Source organism: Streptomyces sp. NPDC093261, assembly GCF_044753645.1.
GTDB lineage: Bacteria > Actinomycetota > Actinomycetes > Streptomycetales > Streptomycetaceae > Streptomyces.
This window is the reverse complement of the sequence record NZ_JBIVNO010000010.1, coordinates 232430-254404: the sequence shown is the minus strand read 5'-3', so window position 1 is coordinate 254404 and position 21975 is coordinate 232430. Positions and strand designations below refer to the sequence as shown.

The following is a 21975-nucleotide window of genomic DNA, read 5'->3' as shown; positions in this document are numbered from 1 at the left end:
ATGCGGTGCGGGACCGGCTCAGCGGCCGGCGCCTCCGTCCGCGTTGGGGCCGGCGTAGTCCTCGCCGTAGGCGCCCTTGGCGGGGCGGCGGCGGCGCATGGGCGGCTCGACGCCGTCGGCGAGGCGGCGGGCGGTGAGGAGGAAGCCGGTGTGGCCGATCATCCGGTGGTCCGGGCGGACAGCCAGGCCTTCGATGTGCCAGTTGCGGATCATCGTCTCCCAGGCGGTCGGCTCGTTGAAGCAGCCGATCTCGCGGATGGACTCGACGGTCCGGGCGAGCTGGGTGGTGGTGGCCACGTAGCAGCACAGGATGCCGCCGGGGACGAGTGCCTTGGAGACGGCCTCCAGGCACTCCCAGGGGGCGAGCATGTCGAGGATGACACGGTCGACGTCGGTGTCGTTCAGGTTGTCCTGGAGGTCGCCGACGGTGAGCTGCCAGGCGGGGTGCGGTCCGCCGAAGTAGCGCTCGACATTGGCCTGCGCGATCTCGGCGAAGTCGGCGCGGCGCTCGTAGCTGTGGAGCGAGCCCTGGTCGCCGATGGCGCGCAGCAGGAAGCTGCTGAGCGAGCCGGAGCCGACGCCGGCCTCCACGACGCGGGCGCCGGGGAAGATGTCGGCGAAGGCGAGGATCTGCCCCGCGTCCTTGGGGTAGACGACGGCTGCCCCGCGGGGCATGGACAGGACGTAGTCGGGGAGCAGGGGGCGCAGCGCGAGGTAGGCGACGTTCCCGGTGGTGCGGACAACGCTGCCCTCGGGTGCGCCGATCAGTTCGTCGTGCGGGAAGGAACCCTTGTGGGTGTGAAAGTTCTTCCCGGCTTCGAGCGTGAACGTGTAGTGGCGGCCCTTGGGGTCGGTCAGCTGTACCTGGTCCCCGACCTTGAAGGGCCCGCGACGGCGGGCGGCACCGGTCGGTTCGGACATGTGACCAGCCTACCGGTCGCGGAAGGGGCCACCGACCACGCGAAGAGCGCGGGGGCTCAGCTGGGGCGGGCCATGGCCTTCACGAAGGCGCGCTCTACGTCCGCGGCGGACAGGACGCCGTAGATCTCGCCGTTCTCCTCGACGACGAGGTATTCGGTGGCGGGGGCGGCGCGCAGGGCGTCGAGGAGGTCCTCGCCGGCGAGTTCCGCGGAGACGCGCATGCCGTCGGTGAGCTCCTGGGCGAGTTCGCTGGCGTTGACCCAGGGCCGGCGGTGCTCGGGTACGCCGGCGATGGCGGACTCACGGACGAGCGAGAGGGGCCGGCCGTGGCCGTCGACGACGACGAGGGCTCGGGCGCCGGCGGCGTTGGCGCGGCGCAGGGCCTCGGACAGGGAGGTGTCGCTCTCGACGGGGACGGCGCGGCGGGTGAGGGCGCGGGCACGCAGTTCGGGCAGGTGTTCGCGCAGCCGGGCCATGCGGAGGCTGTTGCCGGCGCCGGTCCAGATGATGGCGGCGAGGATGGCGGCGAGCAGGGCGTCGGTGACGGTGTCCATGCCCACGTTGTCCTCGGCGGTGGAGCCGAGGGCGCCCGACTGGGTGAGCAGCGGCAGGCCGATCAGGACCGCGATGGCGAGGGCGCGGCCGACCCAGGCGGCGGCGACGGTGCCGCTCATCGGCCGGCCGGTGATCTTCCAGACGACGGCGCGCAGCATGCGGCCGCCGTCGAGGGGGAGGCCGGGGAGCAGGTTGAATGCGGCCACGATGAGGTTGGAGACCATCAGCCCGGCCAGCAGGACGCCGGGGACGGTGCCGGGCTGGACGAGCCGCATGGCGAGGTGGAAGATCCCGGCCAGCACGAGGGAGAGCAGGGGGCCCACGAAGGCGAGGACGAACTCCCTGCCCGGGGTCTCCGCCTCTTTCTCGATCTCGGAGACGCCGCCGAAGAACTGGAGCTGGATGCGCCGCACCGGGAGCTTGAAGCGGAGGGCGGCGACGGTGTGGGCCAGCTCGTGGACGAGGACGGAGGCGTAGAAGGCCACCGCGAAGAAGAGGGAGACGAGGTAGCGGGCGGCGCCGAGCTGGGGCAGCACGCGGTCGAGCTGGCCGCCGAACACCCAGGTGATCAGGGCGGCGACGAGGAACCAGCTGGGGGCGACGTAGACGGGGACGCCGAAGGGCCGGCCCATGAGGATGCCGCCGCCGGGTTCTCTGGGGCGCTGTGGGGGGCGCCCCTGGCCGGCGATTCCGGAGTGGGCGTGGCCGTGGGCCGGGTGCAGGTCGCGGCCGGGGGCGGAGGGCGGTGTGGTGGTGTCGTGCGGCTCGGGGGCCGTTCGGCCGGCGGAGTGAGCCGGGTCCGGCCGCGGCGCGGGGTGTGCCGGGGAATCAGGCTCGGCGTCGTGCCGGTCCTCCCGGTCCGGCGGGGTGCCGTCGTCGTCCGTGGCCGGGGCCGGTTCGCCGTCGGCGGGGGCCTGCGTCCGGGGCTCCTCGGGCAGCGCGCGCGCCGGTTCCCGCGGCGCGGTCGGCTCGGTCGTCGGGCGAGGCCGGTCCTGCCCGGGGCGCGCGGTGTCGGCGGGCCGCGTCGGGGGGGCCGCCTCGGGGTCGGTCGGCCCGCCGTTTCCGGGGCGCGGCTGTCCGCTCCCGCCGCTCTCGTCCACGATGTCCCCTCGATCGAAGCGTCTCCCCGGCCCCGGTTGGTGCCGGGTGGGAGGGTCTGGGTCGATGGTATTCGGCCGTCGCGTCGCGTTCCGCCCCGGCACCCCCTCTGTTCTCCCCGCCGTCGCACGAACCACGCGGCCGTGCCGGTGCCCGGAACCCGCCGGGCCGGTGGGAGCGGCCGTGTCACTGTCAGTGGCGGGCCGTATGGTCTGTGGGCATGGATACCAGCACCGACGGCTCCGCCGAGCAGTCCGCCGTGGCCGCCGCGCCTCCGGCGTCGCTGTCGCCCTCGCGCGCCGGCGACTTCATGCAGTGTCCGCTTCTCTACCGCTTCCGGGTGATCGACAAACTGCCCGAGAAGCCAAGCGAGGCGGCGACCCGGGGGACGCTGGTGCACGCGGTACTGGAGCGGCTGTTCGACGCGCCCGCGGTCGAGCGGACCGCGCCCCGGGCCAAGTCCCTCATCCCGGGCCAGTGGGACCGGCTGCGGGAGACCCGACCGGAGGTCGCGGAGCTGTTCGCGGACGATCCGGAGGGTGGGCGGCTGGCGCGCTGGCTCGGCGAGGCGGAGCAGCTCGTGGAGCGCTGGTTCACGCTGGAGGACCCGACCCGTCTGGAGCCGGCCGAGCGCGAGCTGTTCGTGGAGGCGGAGCTGGATTCCGGGCTGAAGCTGCGCGGGATCATCGACCGTGTCGACGTCGCGCCCACGGGTGAGGTGCGGATCGTCGACTACAAGACGGGCAAGGCGCCCCGGCCCGAGTACGCCGAGGGCGCGCTGTTCCAGATGAAGTTCTACGCCCTGGTGGTGTGGCGGCTGAAGAGGATCGTCCCGCGGCGGCTTCAGCTCGTCTATCTCGGCAGTGGCGATGTGCTGACATACGACCCGGTGCTCGCGGATCTGGAGCGCGTCGAGCGCAAGCTGCACGCACTGTGGGAGGCGATCCGGCGGGCGACGGAGACGGGTGTCTGGCGGCCGCGCCCCACCAAGCTGTGCGGCTGGTGCGACCACCAGGCCGTCTGCCCGGAATTCGGCGGCACTCCCCCGCCGTATCCACTGCCGGTGCGGGTCCGTGACGGGGGCGCGGCCGAGGGGACGGGGGTCGCCGCCCCGGAGACGCAGCCGGTACCGGCCCCCGGCGGGGCGGCCGAGGGAACGCAAGCCGGCACCCCGGAGACACAGCCGCTGCCGGCCCCCGGCGGGGCGGCCGAGGGAACGCAAGCCGGCACCCCGGAGACACAGCCGCTGCCGGTACCGGCCCCCGGCGGGGACGCGATCGCAGGCCCGGTGGGCGTCACCGGGGAAACGGTGCCGGCCCCCGGCGGCGAGACGCCCGCCGGCCCGGCGGGCGTCCCCGGGGAGGTGTGGTCGGCGGCGGTCAGGGTGCCCGAATCGGACGGGGCCGAGCAGGGCAGAATGGGGCCGGACTAGCGAAGGAGACTTACGTGGCCATCCGCGTCCTACTGGTCGACGACCAGCCGCTGCTGCGCACGGGCTTCCGGATGATCCTGGAGGCCGAGCAGGACATCGCGGTCGTCGGCGAGGCCGGAGACGGCCTCCAGGCGCTCGACCAGGTGCGTGCCCTCCAGCCCGATGTGGTCCTGATGGACATCCGCATGCCGCGGATGGACGGGGTGGAGGCGACCCGGCAGATCACCGGGCCCGGGCGGGACGGCCCGGCGAAGGTGCTGGTGCTGACCACCTTCGATCTCGACGAGTACGTGGTGGAGGCGCTGCGCGCCGGTGCCAGCGGCTTTCTCCTCAAGGACGCGCCGGCCGACGAGTTGGTGCAGGCGATCCGCGTGGTCGCGGCGGGCGAGGCGATGCTCGCTCCGAGCATCACACGCCGTCTGCTCGATAAGTACGCGGGGCATCTGCCGTCCGGGGACGAGCCGGTTCCGGACACCCTGCACACCCTCACCGAACGTGAGGTGGAGGTGCTGAAGCTGGTGGCGCGCGGCCTGTCCAACGCCGAGATCGCCGCCGACCTGTTCGTCAGCGAGACCACGGTCAAGACGCATGTGGGTCATGTGCTGACGAAGCTGGGACTGCGGGACCGGGTGCAGGCCGCGGTGTACGCGTACGAGAGCGGGCTGGTGCGCCCCGGCGCGCAGTAGTCGCGGCCGCGCGAGAGCGCGGCATCCTCACGGCCGCCTCGAACGGCCCGCCCGCCGTGGGACGTTGGGCGATGTTCCGCACATACATGCCAAGACCCCCCGGGCCGGACGGCCCGGGGGGTCTTGGCATGCGCGTCGGATCAGCCGCTCACACCGCGGCCGAGCTCCCACAGCTGCAGCGTGGAGGAGGAGTTCATCGCGTACTCGCTGCCCGTGATGTCATCCCGGGTGGCGACGTACTGCTTGCCCTGCCACAGCGGGAGGATCGGCACGTCGTCGGCGACGATGTCCTGGATGTCGGTGAGGCTCTTCGACGCGGTGAGACGGTCGGCCTCACGCCGGGACTGCGGGATCAGCGTGTTGCGGATCTCGGTGTTGTCGTACGGCGAGCCGAGGGTGTTGTCCTTGTCGAGGAACGGCGCGAGGTAGTTGTCGGCGTCCGGGAAGTCGGGGAACCAGCCCATGCCGTAGACGTCGTACGCGCCCTTCTTCTCGGCCGGGCGGAACTTGTCCCAGGGCGCGCCCTGGACATCGACGTCGAACAGCCCGCTGCCGTTGAGCTGCTCCTTGAGCACCTCGAACTCCTTGGCGGTGGCCGGGCCGTAGTGGTCGGTCGTGTAGTGCAGGGTCAGCTTCACCGGGGTGGTGATGTTCGCCTTGTTCAGCAGCGTGCGGGCCTTGGCCACGCTCGGGTCGCTGTACTTGTTGAAGAAGGCGTTGGAGTGGCCGGTGATGGTGGCCGGGACCAGCGAGTACAGCGCCTGGGCCTGGGAGCCGTACACCTTGGAGACCAGGGCGCTGCGGTCGATGACCTGGGCCATGGCCTGGCGGACGGCCTTGCTCTTCACCGACGGGGCATCGGTGTTGAAGCCCAGGTAGCGGATTTCGAGGCCCGGCATCTCGACGAGGTTGACGTTGCCGGACGTGTCGTTCTGGAGCTTGCGGATCTGGTCCGGGGACATCTGGCGGGTCATGACGTCGATGTCGCCCTTTTCGAGGGCGGCGCCCATGGCGTCGGCGTCCTTGAAGGACTCCAGAACCACCTTGTCGTTCTTGGGTTTCAGCAGGCCCTTGTAGTTGGGGTTCTTGCTGAAGGTGGCCTTGATCAGCTCGTTGTTGGAGACGTCGGCCTGCATGGTGTACGGGCCGGAGCCGTCGACCTGGAAGCCGTTGCGCAGCTTGTTCTTCTCGTAGTCCTTGGGGTTGACGATGCCGGCGACCGGCGTCGACAGCTTGAACGGGAAGGTGGCGTCCGCGGTCTTCAGATGGAAGATGACCTGGTTGTCGCCCTGCGTCTCGACGGTGTCGATGGTGGACAGCAGCGCGAAGACACCGCTGTCGGCCTTGAGGGAGAGGGCGCGTTCGATGGAGAACTTCACATCGGCCGCGGTCACCGGGTCGCCGTTGGAGAACTTCAGGCCGCTGCGCAGCTTGCAGGCGTAGCGCTCGTTGCCGGTGTCCGTGAAGCCGCAGCTCTCGGCGGCCTCGGGCTCGGGTTCGCCGTCGCCGCGGGGCTGGACCATCAACGTCTGCACGGTCTGCCGGAGGATGTTCCAGCTGCCGACGTCGTACGCGTACGCCGGGTCGACGGGCGCGGGCGTGTCGCCGGAGGCGGTGAACCGGTCGGTGGTTCCGACGACGATGGCGTCACCGCTCTTACCCCCGCTGTCGGACCCGCCGCAGGCAGCGAGGACGGGGGTGAGCAGACCGACGACGGCCGGCAGCACCAAAGTCTTGCGGTTCATGCTCGAGTTTCTCCAGGGCTGTTGGATCCGTGTATCCGTCAAGCAGGGGTGGTGCGAGGGATCACGGGGTTGTGGCGATGTTCTCGCGATGAGATTAGTCCGCGCCCGCACGAGGGTTCACCGCCACCGGAGTTGAGTTCCCATCACGCTGTGAAACCGGTTGCGGACGCACCGAAAAACCGCTCGGGGAAGGATTCGTGCAGCGTTCCATCAATCGGGACACAAGGGCCCGCCGGGGGCACCCGATCGGGGGTGATCTGCACACTTCGCCCACACTGTCGACCCCTGCGCACGTGACGAACATCACACCCTGAAGTCCGCGGGGCCGCACCCCAATTCGGCTGGGCGGCGGGGTATGAATTCATTCGGCTGGACACCCTGAGGTATTGCATCCATTCGGGATGCACGCTGGGTGAACGATCAGCGCATTTCCGTCATCAAACCACGGAGAAATGGCAGGTCGACCTCTTCGAGAGAGGCCACCACGGCGCGGCGGGGGGCGGGGGTGATGGGGGCGACCGACGGCACGGCGACCACCATGCAGCCGGCTGCCTCGGCGGCCGCGACACCGGTGGCGGTGTCCTCGACGACCGCGCACCGGGTGGGGTCGGCGCCGAGGCCCGAGGCCGCCAGGAGGTAGGGGTCCGGGAACGGCTTGGTGCGCTCCACCTCGTCGCCGGCGACGGTGAGCGCGAAGTACTGGGGGCCGATCGCGGCCAGAACCCGGTCGATGATGCGCCGGTGCGAGGCGGATACCAGGGCGGTGGGGATCTCGTGCGCCGCCAGCTCGGCCAGCAGCCGGGCGGCGCCGGGCATCAGGGGCAGTCTGTGGTCGATGCGGTCCTCGAACCCGTCGTTGAGCAGCACGCTGAGGTCCTCGAGGGAGATGTCGGCGCCGGTGGCCTCGATCAGGAAGCCGGCACTGCGCGTCATGGGGCCGCCCACCACGACATGGCGCCAGGAATCGTCGAGGGTGTGGCCGAGGGAGGCGAAGACCTCGACCTCGACGTCCCACCAGAAACCCTCGGTGTCCACCAGGGTGCCGTCCATGTCGAGGAGCACGGCCTGCAGGGCGGAGCCTTCGGCCGTACGGGTTCCGAGCGCGGGGACCGTGGTGGTCATCCGGCGTACCTCCTTCAAGGGACGACCAGGCCGGTTCCCGGAGGGGGAACCGGCCTGCGGTGGACCGACCAGTGTACGACGGTCGCGGGGAAAGTGCGTGGTGACACCGGCCGGGCGCGCCGCGCGCAGGCCGATGGCGCGCAGGCCGGTGGCCCGGGGCCCGTACCGGTGCGGCCCCCCACGCCGGGCGGGTCCGCACCCGTACGCCCGGTGTCGGTGCGTGCGCGCGGCACGCAGGTGTCGCTCCCGGGCGCAGCGCGCTCGCGGAGCCGGTCGGTGCGATGCACGCTCGCGGAGCCGTCGGGCGTGAGGTGCGCTCGCGAAGCCCGTCGACCCGAGGCGCGCTCGCGAAGCCGTCCGCCGTGACGTGCGCTCGCGGAGCCGTCCGGCGTGAGGCGCGCCGGACCGGCGCCAGGGCGCTATCGGGCGTTGAAGTACTTGGCCTCCGGGTGGTGGATCACGATCGCGTCCGTGGACTGCTCCGGGTGGAGCTGGAACTCCTCCGAGAGATGGACGCCGATCCGCTCCGGCTCCAGAAGCTCGGCGATCTTGGCCCGGTCCTCCAGGTCGGGGCAGGCGCCGTAGCCGAGTGAGAAGCGGGCGCCGCGGTACTTGAGGGCGAACATGTCCTCGATGTCGGCCGGGTCCTCGCCGGCGAAGCCGAGTTCGGCGCGCACCCGCGCGTGCCAGTACTCCGCGAGCGCCTCCGCCAGCTGCACGGACAGGCCGTGCAGTTCAAGGTAGTCGCGGTAGGAGTTCGACTCGAAGAGGCGCGCGGTCTCCTCGCCGATCCGGGAGCCGACGGTGACGACCTGGAAGCCCACGACGTCCTGTTCGCCGGACTCCTCGGGGCGGAAGAAGTCGGCGAGGCACAGCCGCCGGCCCCGGCGCTGGCGCGGGAAGGTGAACCGGGTGCGCTCGTTGCCCGCCTCGTCGAGGACGATCAGGTCGTCGTCCTTGGACACGCACGGGAAGTAGCCGTAGACGACGGCCGCTTGGAGAAGGTTCTCCGTCTGGAGCCGTTCGAGCAGGCCGCGCAGCCGAGGCCGGCCCTCGGTCTCGACGAGTTCCTCGTACGTCGGTCCCTCACCGGTGCGAGCCTGCTTCAGGCCCCACTGGCCCTTGAAGAGCGCGCCCTCGTCCAGCCAGGAGGCGTACTCCTTGAGCGGGATGCCCTTGATGACGCGGGTGCCCCAGAAGGGCGGGGCGGGCACGGGGTTGTCGGTGGCGACGTCGGAGCGGACATGACCCTCCTCGGGCCGCTCCTCGATCTCGACGGCGGCGGCCCGCACCCGGCGCTGCCGCAGTTCGGGCAGCTTCGCCCCGGGCACGCCCCGCTTGACACCGATGAGCGCGTCCATCAGACGCAGGCCCTCGAAGGCGTCGCGGGCGTAGCGGACCTCGCCCTCGTACAGCTCGTGCAGGTCCTGTTCGACATAAGCGCGGGTGAGCGCCGCGCCGCCGAGAATGACCGGGTAGGTGGCGGCGAGGCCCCGCTGGTTCAGCTCCTCCAGGTTCTCCTTCATGATCACCGTGGACTTGACCAGGAGCCCTGACATGCCGATGACATCGGCCCGGTGTTCCTCGGCGGCCTCCAGGATCGCGGAGACCGGCTGCTTGATACCGAGGTTGACGACGTTGTAGCCGTTGTTGGACAGGATGATGTCGACGAGGTTCTTGCCGATGTCGTGGACGTCGCCGCGCACGGTGGCGAGCACGATGGTGCCCTTGCCGGCCTCGTCGGTCTTCTCCATGTGCGGCTCGAGGTAGGCCACGGCGGACTTCATGACCTCGGCGGACTGGAGCACGAACGGCAGCTGCATCTGGCCGGAGCCGAACAGCTCACCGACGACCTTCATGCCGTCCAGGAGCGTCTCGTTGACGATGGTGAGGGCCTCGCGGGTCTCCAGGGCCGCGTCGAGGTCGGCTTCCAGGCCGTTCTTCTCGCCGTCGATGATCCGCCGCTTGAGGCGTTCGTCCAGCGGCAGCGCGGCCAGTTCCTCGGCCTTGCCCGCCTTCAGCGACTTGGCGGTGGCGCCCTCGAACAGCGCCATCAGCTTCTGAAGCGGGTCGTAGTCCTCGGTGCGGCGGTCGTAGATCAGGTCGAGGGCCGTGGTGACCTGTTCCTCGTCGAAGCGCGCGATCGGCAGGATCTTCGAGGCGTGCACGATCGCGGAGTCGAGCCCGGCCTTGACGCACTCGTCGAGGAAGACGGAGTTGAGCAGGATGCGGGCGGCCGGGTTGAGGCCGAAGGAGATGTTCGACAGCCCCAGGGTGGTCTGCACATCGGGGTGACGCCGCTTCAGCTCGCGGATCGCCTCGATGGTGGCGATGCCGTCCTTGCGGGACTCCTCCTGGCCGGTGCAGATGGTGAAGGTCAGGGCGTCGATGAGGATGTCCTCCTCCCGGATGCCCCAGTTCCCTGTCAGGTCGGCGATCAGCCGCTCGGCGATCTCCACCTTCTTCTCGGGGGTACGGGCCTGGCCCTCCTCGTCGATGGTCAGGGCGATGAGCGCGGCACCGTGCTCGCGTGCGAGGCGGGTCACCTTCGCGAACCGCGACTCCGGGCCGTCGCCGTCCTCGTAGTTGACCGAGTTGATGACGGCCCGGCCGCCGAGCTTCTCCAGGCCCGCGCGGAGGACGTCGACCTCGGTGGAGTCCAGCACGATCGGCAGGGTGGAGGCGGTGGCGAAACGGCCGGCGAGTTCCTCCATGTCGGCGACGCCGTCGCGGCCCACGTAGTCGACGCACAGGTCGAGCATGTGCGCGCCCTCGCGGATCTGCTCCCGGGCCATCTCCACGCAGTCGTCCCAGCGGCCCTGCAGCATGGCCTCGCGGAACTTCTTCGAGCCGTTGGCGTTGGTGCGCTCGCCGATCGCCAGATAGGCGGTGTCCTGGCGGAACGGCACGCTCTGGTAGAGGGAGGCGGCGCCCGGCTCGGGCCGCGGGCTGCGCTCGACCGGGGCGAGGCCGCGGACCCGCTCGACGACCTGGCGCAGATGCTCGGGGGTGGTGCCGCAGCAGCCGCCGACCAGGGAGAGCCCGTAGTCGCGGACGAAGTTCTGCTGGGCGTCGGCGAGGCCCTCCGGGCCGAGCGGGAAGTGCGCGCCGTCCTTGGTGAGCACCGGCAGTCCGGCGTTCGGCATGCACAGCAGCGGGATGCGCGCATGGCGGGTGAGATAGCGCAGATGCTCGCTCATCTCCGCGGGGCCGGTCGAGCAGTTGAGGCCGATCATGTCGATGCCGAGGGGTTCCAGCGCGGTCAGCGCCGCGCCGATCTCGGAACCGAGCAGCATGGTGCCGGTGGTCTCGAAGGCCATCGAGCACAGCAGCGGCACCTCGATGCCGGTGGCCTCCATGGCGCGGCGGGCGCCCAGGATCGAGGCCTTGGTCTGGAGCAGATCCTGGGTGGTCTCGACGATGAGGGCGTCGGAGCCGCCGGAGAGCAGGCCCTCGGCGTTGGCCTGGAAGCCGTCGCGGATCGTGGTGTAGGCGACGTGGCCGAGGGTGGGCAGCTTGGTGCCGGGGCCGATGGAGCCCAGCACCCAGCGCTGACGATCATCCTCCGCGGCGAACGTGTCGGCGACCTCGCGGGCGATCCGCGCGCCCGCCTCCGACAGCTCGTACACGCGGTCGGCGATCTCGTACTCGGCCATGGCCGCGTGGTTGGCACCGAAGGTGTTGGTCTCCACGCAGTCGACGCCCACGGCGAAGTACGCCTCGTGGACGGAGCGCACGATGTCGGGGCGGGTGAGGTTGAGGATCTCGTTGCAGCCTTCGAGGCCCTGGAAGTCCTCCAGGGTCGGATCCTGCGCCTGGAGCATCGTGCCCATCGCGCCGTCGGCCACCACGACACGGGCGGCGAGGGCTTCCCGGAGGGCGTCGACTCGGGTCCGGGGATCGGTAGAGGCGGACGAAGGGGACGGATTCGGCAACGAGGCCATGGAAGATGCTCCCTGGAGTGCGACGGCTGTCGGCTTTGCGCTTCCCACGGAAGGCGCACGCGGCCAGGGTAGCCCCCGGTAGGCCCTACGGTCAGAGGCGTCCACGGGGCGGACGGGCGTGCCTCATGTGACCCGCACGGGGATTCCGACGGAACGGATGGCGACCACCCATTAGCGGGAGGTCGGCAACGACCGGTAGTGTTCGGCATTGCCGAACGGTGGTCTAAGACGGTCGGCGACAGGTCGAAGGACGGAGGCAGGACGGGGATGGCACGGAACATCCAGTCGCTCGAACGGGCGGCCGCGATGCTGCGGCTGCTCGCGGGCGGCGAGCGGCGGCTCGGCCTGTCGGACATCGCCTCGTCACTGGGCCTCGCCAAGGGCACGGCCCACGGCATACTCCGCACGCTCCAGCAGGAAGGGTTCGTCGAGCAGGACGCCGCCTCGGGCCGCTATCAGCTGGGGGCCGAACTGCTGCGCCTCGGGACCACCTATCTCGATGTGCACGAGCTGCGGGCGCGCGCCCTGGTGTGGACGGACGACCTGGCCCGCTCGAGCGGTGAGAGCGTCTACCTGGGGGTGCTGCACCAGCAGGGCGTGCTGATCGTGCATCACGTCTTCCGGCCCGACGACAGCCGGCAGGTCCTGGAGATCGGGGCCATGCAGCCGCTGCACTCCACGGCCCTCGGCAAGGTGTTGTCGGCGTACGACCCCGTGGCGCACAGCGAGGCGCTGGAGAACGACCGCAAGGCGTTCACCGACCGCACGGTGTGCGAGCCGGACGACTTCGAGCACCTCCTCGACCTGACCCGGGCCAGGGGCTACGCGGCCGATGTCGAGGAGACCTGGACCGGAGTCGCCTCCGTGGCGGCCCCCATCCACGACCGGCGGCGGATGCCGGTGGGCGCGGTGGGCATCACCGGCGCGGTGGAACGGGTGTGCCGGGACGGCGAACTGCGCCCCGAGCTGATCGCGGCGGTCCGCGACTGTGCCCGCGCGGTGTCGCGGGACCTGGGCGCCGGGCGGTTCTGAGCCTCCCGCGCTCCTCGTACTCCCATCGGAGGCCAGGAGCCTGAAGCCGGTACGCACGCGACGTACCGACCCCTTTCGGGCGCCGGCCACCTTGCGCGCACCGGCCGCCGTCTTGCGCCCACCGCCCGCCGCCTTGCACGCACCCGCCCCGCCGCCTTGGCGCACCGCCCGCCTCGCACCCGCCCGCAGCCCTGCCCGCACCCGTCCGCGGCCTCGCGCACCCTCGCCTCGCGCACCTCCCTCGCGCGCACCCCCCTCGCGCGGACCCCCGCCTCGCGCGCACCCGCGGCTGCGCGTGTGCGCACGCCCCGGGTGTGCGCCCGTAGGACCTTGCGCTTGCCCACAACCCCTGCCCGCGCCCACGCCCGCGCCCCGTTCACCGGTCCCGCCGCGACACCCGACGCAAGGCGGCGATCCTGCGCGGGGCCCCCGCCCCGGGCCCGTCTCCGCCGCCCCCGGGCGGCCACGAAACGTACCTGCTCGGGCGCGGTGCGCACCCGGCTCATGATCGATGACTCGCGGCGATCAATAACGATCCCGCATTCGATTACCGAACTCTTGACGTGCTGGCGAACCGGAAGCGAGACTCCCGTCCATCGGTCGGCATTGTCGAACACCTACCGGCAATACACGTTAGAGTGTGACAACGCCAAGGGCCGACATCGCTCTCACCCCCGAGGGCGCGGACCACCGGAGGGACCCGGGGTTCGCCTTCCCCTGGACGAAGGACAAAGGAGTCGCGGGTGTCCAGCTCCGACATCTTCATCGGCGAGACCATCGGTACCGCCATACTCATCCTGCTCGGCGGCGGCGTCTGCGCCGCTGTCACGCTGAAGGCCTCCAAGGCCCGCAATGCCGGCTGGCTCGCCATCACCTTCGGGTGGGGCTTCGCCGTTCTGACGGCCGTCTACACGTCGGCGCCGCTGTCCGGCGCCCACCTGAACCCGGCCGTGACGCTCGCACTCGCCATCAAGGACGGCGACTGGAGCAACGTCCCGGTCTACTGGGCCGGTCAGCTGCTCGGCGCCATGATCGGTGCCACCCTGGTCTGGGTCGCCTACTACGGCCAGTTCCACGCCCACCTCACCGACAGAGAGATCGTCGGCGGTCCGGGGGCGCAGGACACCAAGGCCGTGGAGGCCCAGGAGGCCCAGGCCGGCCCCGTGCTCGGCGTCTTCTCCACCGGTCCCGAGGTCCGGAACGCGGTGATGAACCTGGCCACGGAGATCATCGGCACGATCGTGCTGGTGCTCGCGGTCCTCACCCAGGGCCTGAACGACAAGGGCAACGGCCTCGGCACCCTGGGCGCCCTGATCACCTCGCTCGTGGTGGTCTCGATCGGTCTCTCCCTGGGTGGCCCCACCGGCTACGCGATCAACCCGGCCCGTGACCTCGGTCCGCGCATCGTGCACGCGCTCCTCCCTCTGCCCAACAAGGGCGGCTCCGACTGGGGCTACGCCTGGATCCCGGTCGTCGGTCCGCTGATCGGCGGCGCGATCGCCGCAGGCATATACAACGTCGCCTTCGCCTGAGAAGACTGAGCCTCTCCGGACATCCCGCTCTCAGCACAGCGCCGTAAAGACCGCCCCGCTTATCCATGGAATCCCAGGAGCACACCGTGACCGACGCACACACCGCCGGCCCGTTCATCGCCGCCATCGACCAGGGCACGACCTCTTCCCGCTGCATCGTCTTCGACCGGGACGGCCGCATCGTCTCCGTCGACCAGAAGGAGCACGAGCAGATCTTCCCGAAGCCGGGCTGGGTCGAGCACAACGCCACCGAGATCTGGACCAACGTCCAGGAGGTCGTCGCCGGAGCCATCGAGAAGGCCGGCATCACCCGTGACGACATCAAGGCCATCGGCATCACCAACCAGCGCGAGACCACCGTGCTGTGGGACAAGAACACCGGTGAGCCCGTCCACAACGCCATCGTCTGGCAGGACACCCGCACCGACGCGCTCTGCAAGGAGCTGGGCCGCAACGTCGGCCAGGACCGCTTCCGCCGCGAGACCGGTCTGCCGCTGGCCTCCTACTTCGCCGGGCCCAAGGCCCGCTGGCTGCTCGACAACGTCGACGGTCTCAAGGAGCGCGCCGAGGCGGGCGACATCCTCTTCGGCACCATGGACACCTGGGTCATCTGGAACCTGACCGGCGGTGTCGACGGCGGCCACCACGTCACCGACGTGACCAACGCCTCCCGCACCCTGCTCATGAACCTGCACACGCTGGAGTGGGACGACAGGATCTGCGAGTCCATCGGCGTCCCGCAGCAGATCCTGCCCGAGATCCGCTCCTCCGCGGAGGTCTACGGCGAGGTCAAGGGCGGCAAGCTCGGCGACCTGCTCGGCGGCATCCCGGTCGCCTCCGCGCTCGGCGACCAGCAGGCGGCCCTGTTCGGCCAGACCTGCTTCTCCGAGGGCGAGGCCAAGTCCACCTACGGCACCGGCACCTTCATGCTGATGAACACCGGTGAGAAGATCATCAACTCCTACTCGGGCCTGCTGACCACGGTCGGCTACCGGATCGGCGACGAGCGGCCGGTCTACGCCCTGGAGGGCTCGATCGCCGTCACCGGCTCCCTGGTGCAGTGGATGCGCGACCAGATGGGCCTGATCAAGACCGCCGCCGAGATCGAGACGCTGGCGCTCACGGTCGAGGACAACGGCGGTGCCTACTTCGTGCCGGCCTTCTCCGGTCTGTTCGCCCCGTACTGGCGCTCCGACGCGCGCGGTGTGATCGCCGGCCTGACCCGGTACGTCACCAAGGCGCACCTCGCGCGCGCCGTCCTGGAGGCTACCGCCTGGCAGACCCGGGAGATCACCGACGCCATGACCAAGGACTCGGGCGTCGAGCTCTCGGCACTCAAGGTCGACGGCGGCATGACCTCCAACAACCTGCTGATGCAGACGCTCTCGGACGTCCTGGACGCACCGGTGGTGCGTCCGATGGTCGCCGAGACCACCTGCCTCGGCGCCGCCTACGCCGCCGGTCTCGCCGTCGGCTTCTGGACCAGCACCGACGACCTGCGCGCCAACTGGCGCCGGGCCGCCGAGTGGACGCCCCACATGGACGCGGAGACCCGCGACCGTGAGTACAAGAACTGGCTCAAGGCCGTCGAGCGGACCATGGGCTGGATCGAAGACGAGGAGTAATTCGCGATGACCACCCTGCAGAGTGTCCCGGCTCTGGGGACCCACCCGGCCTACGGCTCCACCCCGAGCCGCGCCGAGACCCGGGAGCAGTTGTCCAGGGCGACCTACGACCTCCTGGTGATCGGCGGCGGAATCCTGGGCATCTCCACGGCCTGGCATGCCGCGCAGTCGGGCCTGCGGGTGGCGCTGGTGGACGCCGGCGACTTCGCCGGCGCCACCTCCTCCGCCTCCTCCAAGCTGCTCCACGGCGGACTGCGCTATCTGCAGACCGGCGCGGTGAGGCTGGTGGCGGAGAACCACTTCGAGCGCCGTGCGGTGTCCCGTCAGGTGGCCCCCCACCTGGCGAACCCGCTCACGTTCTACCTCCCCGTGTACAAGGGCGGGCCGCACGGCGCGGCGAAGCTCGGGGCGGGCGTCTTCGCCTACTCCGCGCTGTCGGCGTTCGGTGACGGCGTGGGGCACCTGCTGTCGCCGGCCAAGGCGCAGCAGGACGTGCCGGAGCTGCGCACCGAGAACCTCAAGGCCGTGGCCGTGTACGGCGACGACCAGATGAACGACGCGCGCATGGCGCTGATGACGGTGCGTGCGGCCGTCGAGGCGGGCGCCGTCGTCCTGAACCACGCGGAGGTCACCGGCCTGCGCTTCACCAGGGGCCGGGTCACCGGTGCCGAGCTGAGGGACCGGGCCTCCGGGGACGAGTTCGGTGTCGACGCGCGGCTGGTGCTGAACGCGACCGGCCCGTGGGTCGACCATCTGCGCCGGATGGAGGACCCGAACGCTGCGCCCTCCATACGTCTGTCCAAGGGTGTGCACCTGGTCCTCAAGCGCACCTCCCCCTGGAAGGCGGCGCTCGCGACCCCGATCGACAAGTACCGCATCACCTTCGCCCTCCCCTGGGAGGACATGCTGCTGCTCGGCACCACGGACGAGGAGTACGAGGGCGACCCGGCCGAGGTCGGGGTGAACGAGAAGGACATCGCCCAGATCCTCGACGAGGCGGCCTTCTCCGTCCGGGACCAGCAGTTGCGGCGTGAGCTGATCACCTACTCCTTCGCCGGTCTGCGGGTGCTGCCCGGCGGCCCCGGTGACACCGCCAAGGCCAAGCGCGAGACCGTCGTCACCGAGGGCCGGGGCGGCATGCTGTCCGTGGCGGGCGGCAAGTGGACCACCTTCCGGCACATCGGCCGTACGGTCATGGAGAAGCTGGAGTCCCTGCCGGGCCGTCCGCTCGGCGACGACTTCGAGCCGATCTCCACGCTTCCGAGGAAGCTGCCGCTGCCCGGCATCGCCAACCCGCGCGCGGTCGCCCACCGGCTGGTCGTGGACGGTCCGGCGCCCGGCCCGCGCATGGCGCCCGACACCGCCAAGCACCTGGCCACCCACTACGGTTCGCTGGCCTTCGACATCGCGCGGCTCGCGAACGAGAACCCCGAGCTGGGCGAGCGCGTCCACCCGGACGCGCCGGAGATCTGGGCGCAGGTCGTCTACGCCCGCGACCACGAGTGGGCGGAGACGGCGGACGACGTGCTGCGCCGCCGCACCACCCTGACGATCCGTGGCCTGGCCACGGGCGAGGTGCGCGGCAAGGTGCAGGACCTGCTCGACAAGAAGTAGGTCCCCCACGACGGGGGCGGCTTCCCGCACGAAGCCGCCCCTTTCGTGTGCGCCGCCACCGCTGCCGATGCGCCCTCTGGGACCGGGCAGCCGGTAGGACGCCACGCCCTGGCGTGCGGTCGGTGATCACGGGCGGGGCCGGGCTGCGTACGGTATCCGGTGTGCGCCACGCGCGCCGCCTCCTGGCCTCGCCGACCCACCGGAGCCGCCCGATGACGCAGGACCTGTCGCCCGTCACCCGGATCCCGCGCACCGGGCTGCCCCCGTACGCCGTCGTCGTGGGCGACCCGGCGCGCACGGCCACCGTCGCCGCGCTGCTCGACGGGGCCGAGGAGGTGTCGTACTACCGCGAGTACCGGGTGTTCCGCGGGAGCTGGAAGGGCCTGCCGGTGACGGTCGCCTCGCACGGGGTGGGCGCGCCGGGCGCGATCCTGCTCTTCCGGGAGCTGGCGGACGTGGGCGTCCGGACGATCCTTCGGCTCGGCACGGCGGGTGCCATGCGGCCGGAAATCGGCGACGGGGATCTGGTGATCGCGCAGGCGGCGGTCCGCGACGACGGTGTCACCCAGCAGGTACTGCCGCCCGAGTACCCGGCCGTGTCCGCGCCGGAGGCGGTCCTCGCCCTGGTGCGCGCGGCCCGGGAGGCGGGCGTGCCGCACCACCGGGGGATCGTGTGGACCCGGGCGGCCTTCCAGCCCGGGCTGATCCCGCTGAACGCGTACGACGGGGCGGGTCTCGCGGCGATCGAGATGGAGCTGTCGGCGCTGCTGGTGACCGCCTCCCTGCGCGGGCTGGTCGCGGGTGGCGTGCTGGTGGTGGACGGGGTCAGCGCCGACGAACTGGTCGACGAGAAGGCGCCCTTCTCCACGGGCGGCTACGACCCGTACCGCGAGGTGGTGGCTCGGGGCGTGGAGCGGGGCGCGGTCGTCGCCCTGGAGGCACTGCGGCTGCTGGCGTGGGAGGAGGCGCCGACGGATGCGGTGCAGGGGGCGGCGGATCCGGAGGCCCCGGCCTGAGCGGGCCGGGGGCGGTTTGCCGCGCCGGCATCATGATCCACTCCCCCGTTCGGCCCACTGGCGCCCCATAATGAGCTGATACATCGGATGTCTCGGCGACAGGGAGGCCCCATGGCGGTCACCGATGAGGCGATCGAGAAAATCAAGGGAATGATCGTCTCCGGCGCGCTGCGTCCCGGCGACCGCCTGCCGAAGGAGAGCGAGCTGGCCGCCGGGCTCGGGCTCTCCCGCAACTCCCTGCGCGAGGCCGTACGGGCCCTGTCGCTGATCCGCATTCTGGACGTACGGCAGGGCGACGGCACGTATGTGACGAGTCTGGACCCCCAGGTGCTGCTGGAGGCGCTCAGCTTCGTGGTGGACTTCCACCGGGACGACACCGTGCTGGAGTTCCTCGCGGTGCGCCGCATCCTGGAGCCCGCCGCGACGGCCATGGCGGCCTCCCGGATCAGCGAGCGGCAACTGGACGCGCTCACCGCCCGTTTGGACAAGCTGGGCGCCGAGCCGTCGGTGGAGGAACTCGTCGCCGGCGACCTGGAGTTCCATCGGGGCATCGTGCAGAGCTCCGGCAACTCGGTGCTGTGCTCCCTGCTCGACGGCCTGTCCGGACCCACCACCCGGGCCCGGATCTGGCGGGGACTCACCCAGGAGGACGCGGTCGGCCGGACCCTGCACGAACACCGGGCGATCCTCGGCGCCCTGCGCGCCCGGGACGCCGAGGCGGCCCGCTCCTGGGCGACCGTGCACATCGCGTCCGTGGAGCAGTGGCTGCGCTCGACGCTCTGACCGCTCGGAGGGGTGGATCATCTCGTGGGGGCCGGACCGGGGAGACGATCATGTGTGTTCGAGGGCCCCGTACGGGGCAGTGATCCGTTCACTCCCCCGTGCACGGGGGCTGCGGGCGCCCCCGCCGCACGCCGTAAGGTTGGGACGTACGCGAGGGCACGTCGGAAGGAGGCGCTGGGTGATCGAGCTCGAGGGGGTTCCCGAGCTGATCGACCCGGTCATGGTGGCCGCGTTCGAGGGCTGGAACGATGCCGGCGACGCCGCTTCCACCGCGGTCGCGCATCTGGACAGGGAGTGGAAGGGCGAGGTGTTCGCGGCGCTGGACGCCGAGGACTACTACGACTTCCAGGTGAACCGCCCCACCGTGTTCATGGAGGCCGGGGTCCGCAAGATCACCTGGCCCACGACCCGTCTGTCGGTGGTGCGCGTCGGCGGCGAGAAACCCCGCGACCTGGTACTGGTCCGGGGCATCGAACCGTCGATGCGCTGGCGCTCGTTCTGCAACGAGCTGCTGGGCTTCGCCCATGAGCTGGGCGTGGAGCTGGTCGTCATCCTGGGCGCCCTGCTCGGCGACACCCCGCACACCCGTCCGGTGCCCATCAGCGGGACCACGTCCGACTCGGACCTGGCCCGCCGGATGGACCTGGAGGAGACCAAGTACGAGGGCCCCACGGGCATCGTGGGCGTCCTTCAGGAGGCCTGCGCCCACGCGGGCGTCCCGGCCGTCTCCCTGTGGGCGGCCGTGCCGCACTACGTCTCGCAGCCGCCCAACCCCAAGGCCACGCTGGCCCTGCTCAACCGTCTGGAGGACCTGCTCGACCTGCGTATCCCGCTGGGCGAGCTGCCGGAGGACGCGCGCGCCTGGCAGCTCGGCGTGGACCAGCTGGCGGCGGAGGACAGCGAGGTCGCCGAGTACGTCCAGACGCTGGAGGAGGCCCGGGACACCGCCGAGTTGCCGGAGGCGTCGGGGGAGGCGATCGCCCGGGAGTTCGAGCGGTATCTGCGCCGACGGGACGTCAGCCCGCCCGGCGGGCACGCCACGGACGGCGGCGAGGGCGGCTCGTACCGGCGGGACAGCCCCGGTGGCCGCCCGCGGCCACCGAAGCCACCGCGGACGAGCGGCGAGGACGAGGACTCCACGGAGGACTGACGGGTCGTCGTCGGCCGTTCCGTGACGACGGCCATGTGACGGCTCATCGACCGCTGTTCACCGTCATGTGGCGAGACGTCGGCCGCTGTTCACCGTCATCTGGCGAGACGTCGGCCGCTGTTCACCGTCATGTGGCGGGGCCTCGGCCACTCCGGCGGTCGTTGACGGCACGTCAACCGCTCAGGCGGTCACCGGCAGGGGCCAATTGACGGGCCGTCGGCTGATGCGACCGTCAGCATGGAGCGTCCGGTCGAGCCGTGACGGGGCAAGGGCAAGGTCCGGGGCCTGCCCTCGGGTTCGGGGACCGTCGGACTGCCTGGATGTGTGCCGAGCGGCGCCGGGCAGATCGTGGATCGACCTGCCCGGCGCCGCTCCCCGTTTCCGGTGGCTGTGGTCAGAGGGCCACGCCGAGCAGCGCGTCCACGGCGCGCGAGACCACACCCGGCGCGCCCGTGTCCGTACCGCCGGTCTCCTGCTGGAGCGCCACCCAGCGGTCGACCGCGGCGAGCGCGGCCGGGGCGTCCAGATCGTTCGCCAGGGCCTCGCGGACCTCCTCGACGAGCGCCTCGGCCGGCGGGCCGTCCGGCCGGGAGACGGCGGCGCGCCAGCGGCCGAGCCGTGCCACGGCGTCCTCGAGCACCTGGTCGGTCCACTCCCAGTCGGAGCGGTAGTGGTGGGAGTGCAGCGCGAGCCGGATGGCGGCCGGATCGACGCCGTCCCGCCGGAGCCGGGAGACGAAGACCAGATTGCCCTTGGACTTGGACATCTTCTCGCCGTCCAGCGCCACCATGCCGGCGTGGACGTACGCCTTGGCCATCGGGAACTCGCCGGTCAGCACCTGGGCGTGCGAGGCGCCCATCTCGTGGTGCGGGAAGGCGAGGTCGGAGCCGCCGCCCTGGACGTCGAAGCCCATGCCCAGGTGGTCCAGGGCGATGGCCACGCACTCGATGTGCCAGCCGGGACGGCCACGGCCCAGCGAACCGCCGTCCCAGCTCGGCTCGCCGTCACGGGCGGCCATCCAGAGCATCGGGTCGAGCGGGTTCTTCTTGCCCGCTCGGTCCGGGTCGCCGCCGCGCTCGGCGGACAGCAGGCGCATGGCGGCGGCGTCCAGGTGGGACACCTTGCCGAAGTTGGGGTCGGACTCGACGGAGAAGTAGATGTCCCCTTCGAGGTCGTAGGCGGCGCCGAGGTCGCGCAGCCGTTCGACGAGCGGAACGATTCCGGGTATCGCCTCGACCGCGCCTATGTAGTGCCGCGGGGGGAGCATCCGCAGCGCGGTCATGTCCTCCCGGAACAGGGCGGTCTCCTGCTCGGCGAGGGCAACCCAGTCGACGCCGTCGCGCTGGGCACGCTCCAGGAGGGGATCGTCGACGTCGGTGACGTTCTGGACGTAGTGCACCTGCCGCTTGGTGTCCAGCCATACGCGCTGGACGAGGTCGAACGCGTTGTAGGTCGCCGCGTGACCCATGTGGGTCGCGTCGTACGGGGTGATGCCGCAGACGTAGATACGGGCGACAGGACCGGGGTCCAGGGTGACCGGACCGCCGGTCGCGGTGTCGTGGATCCTCAGGCCGCGGCCCTGACCAGGCAGGGCGGGGACCTCGGAAGCGGGCCAGGCATGCATGTCATGAGCCTAACCGGCCGGAAGTTCGGCATACGAACCGGACCGGCTCGGATGACCGGGAAGGCACTCTTGCGGAAATCCCGGTGATGTGCAGGA

Annotated in this window: 14 protein-coding genes and 1 pseudogene; 9 read left to right on the top strand and 6 right to left on the bottom strand. The window is 71.1% G+C overall.

Annotated elements, in window-relative coordinates:
• Positions 1-18: 18 nt before the first annotated feature.
• On the bottom strand, positions 19-921 hold the full coding sequence (locus tag ACIP94_RS22695; RefSeq protein ID WP_402428411.1) for a tRNA (adenine-N1)-methyltransferase: 903 nt from the start codon (positions 919-921) through the stop codon (positions 19-21).
• 56 nt (positions 922-977) lie between these two features.
• Positions 978-2576 carry a site-2 protease family protein gene (locus tag ACIP94_RS22690; RefSeq protein WP_402428408.1) on the bottom strand — a complete coding sequence of 533 codons (1599 nt, stop codon included), beginning with the start codon at positions 2574-2576 and terminating at the stop codon, positions 978-980.
• 218 nt (positions 2577-2794) lie between these two features.
• Here ACIP94_RS22690 and ACIP94_RS22685 point away from each other — a divergent pair.
• Together ACIP94_RS22685 and ACIP94_RS22680 are read left to right on the top strand one after the other, a co-directional pair.
• A pseudogene (locus tag ACIP94_RS22685) lies at positions 2795-3667 on the top strand (RecB family exonuclease); the annotation flags it as partial.
• A gap of 353 nt (positions 3668-4020) precedes the next feature.
• On the top strand, positions 4021-4692 hold the full coding sequence (locus ACIP94_RS22680) for a response regulator (RefSeq protein WP_402428405.1): 672 nt from the start codon (positions 4021-4023) through the stop codon (positions 4690-4692).
• A gap of 140 nt (positions 4693-4832) precedes the next feature.
• On the opposite strand, the gene ACIP94_RS22675 is transcribed toward ACIP94_RS22680, so the two are convergent.
• The 3 genes from ACIP94_RS22675 to metH all read right to left on the bottom strand — a co-directional run bounded on the left by ACIP94_RS22675 (position 4833) and on the right by metH (position 11503).
• On the bottom strand, positions 4833-6437 hold the full coding sequence (locus tag ACIP94_RS22675) for an ABC transporter substrate-binding protein (RefSeq protein ID WP_402428402.1): 1605 nt from the start codon (positions 6435-6437) through the stop codon (positions 4833-4835).
• A gap of 420 nt (positions 6438-6857) precedes the next feature.
• Positions 6858-7559: an HAD family hydrolase gene (locus ACIP94_RS22670; protein ID WP_402428399.1), complete on the bottom strand. Its 702-nt coding sequence runs from the start codon at positions 7557-7559 to the stop codon at positions 6858-6860.
• A 419-nt stretch (positions 7560-7978) separates the two neighbouring features.
• Positions 7979-11503, bottom strand: a complete 3525-nt coding sequence (gene metH, locus ACIP94_RS22665; protein ID WP_402428395.1) for a methionine synthase — start codon at positions 11501-11503, stop codon at positions 7979-7981.
• A gap of 267 nt (positions 11504-11770) precedes the next feature.
• On the opposite strand from metH, the gene ACIP94_RS22660 reads away from it, so the two are divergent.
• From ACIP94_RS22660 to ACIP94_RS22630, 7 genes are all read left to right on the top strand, one after another.
• The gene (locus ACIP94_RS22660; protein ID WP_402428392.1) at positions 11771-12535 is read left to right on the top strand and encodes an IclR family transcriptional regulator; all 765 of its coding nucleotides are present in this window, start codon (positions 11771-11773) and stop codon (positions 12533-12535) included.
• A 743-nt stretch (positions 12536-13278) separates the two neighbouring features.
• A complete protein-coding gene (locus tag ACIP94_RS22655) occupies positions 13279-14067 on the top strand; it encodes an MIP/aquaporin family protein (protein ID WP_402428389.1) in 789 nt (262 codons plus the stop codon).
• Between the two features lie 86 nt (positions 14068-14153).
• The gene (gene glpK / locus ACIP94_RS22650; protein WP_402428386.1) at positions 14154-15692 is read left to right on the top strand and encodes a glycerol kinase GlpK; all 1539 of its coding nucleotides are present in this window, start codon (positions 14154-14156) and stop codon (positions 15690-15692) included.
• A 6-nt stretch (positions 15693-15698) separates the two neighbouring features.
• Positions 15699-17306 (top strand): FAD-dependent oxidoreductase, encoded by a 1608-nt coding sequence (locus tag ACIP94_RS22645; RefSeq protein ID WP_402428383.1) that lies wholly within the window; start codon positions 15699-15701, stop codon positions 17304-17306.
• Positions 17307-17518: 212 nt separating this feature from the next.
• Complete coding sequence (locus ACIP94_RS22640) at positions 17519-18322, top strand: nucleoside phosphorylase (RefSeq protein ID WP_402428380.1); 804 nt, start codon at positions 17519-17521, stop codon at positions 18320-18322.
• Between the two features lie 111 nt (positions 18323-18433).
• Complete coding sequence (locus ACIP94_RS22635; protein WP_402428377.1) at positions 18434-19105, top strand: FadR/GntR family transcriptional regulator; 672 nt, start codon at positions 18434-18436, stop codon at positions 19103-19105.
• A gap of 178 nt (positions 19106-19283) precedes the next feature.
• Entirely contained in the window at positions 19284-20255 is a 972-nt protein-coding gene (locus tag ACIP94_RS22630) for a PAC2 family protein (RefSeq protein WP_402428374.1), read from the top strand.
• Between the two features lie 394 nt (positions 20256-20649).
• On the opposite strand, the gene mshC is transcribed toward ACIP94_RS22630, so the two are convergent.
• A complete protein-coding gene (gene mshC, locus ACIP94_RS22625; protein ID WP_402428370.1) occupies positions 20650-21879 on the bottom strand; it encodes a cysteine--1-D-myo-inosityl 2-amino-2-deoxy-alpha-D-glucopyranoside ligase in 1230 nt (409 codons plus the stop codon).
• Positions 21880-21975 lie beyond the last annotated feature (96 nt).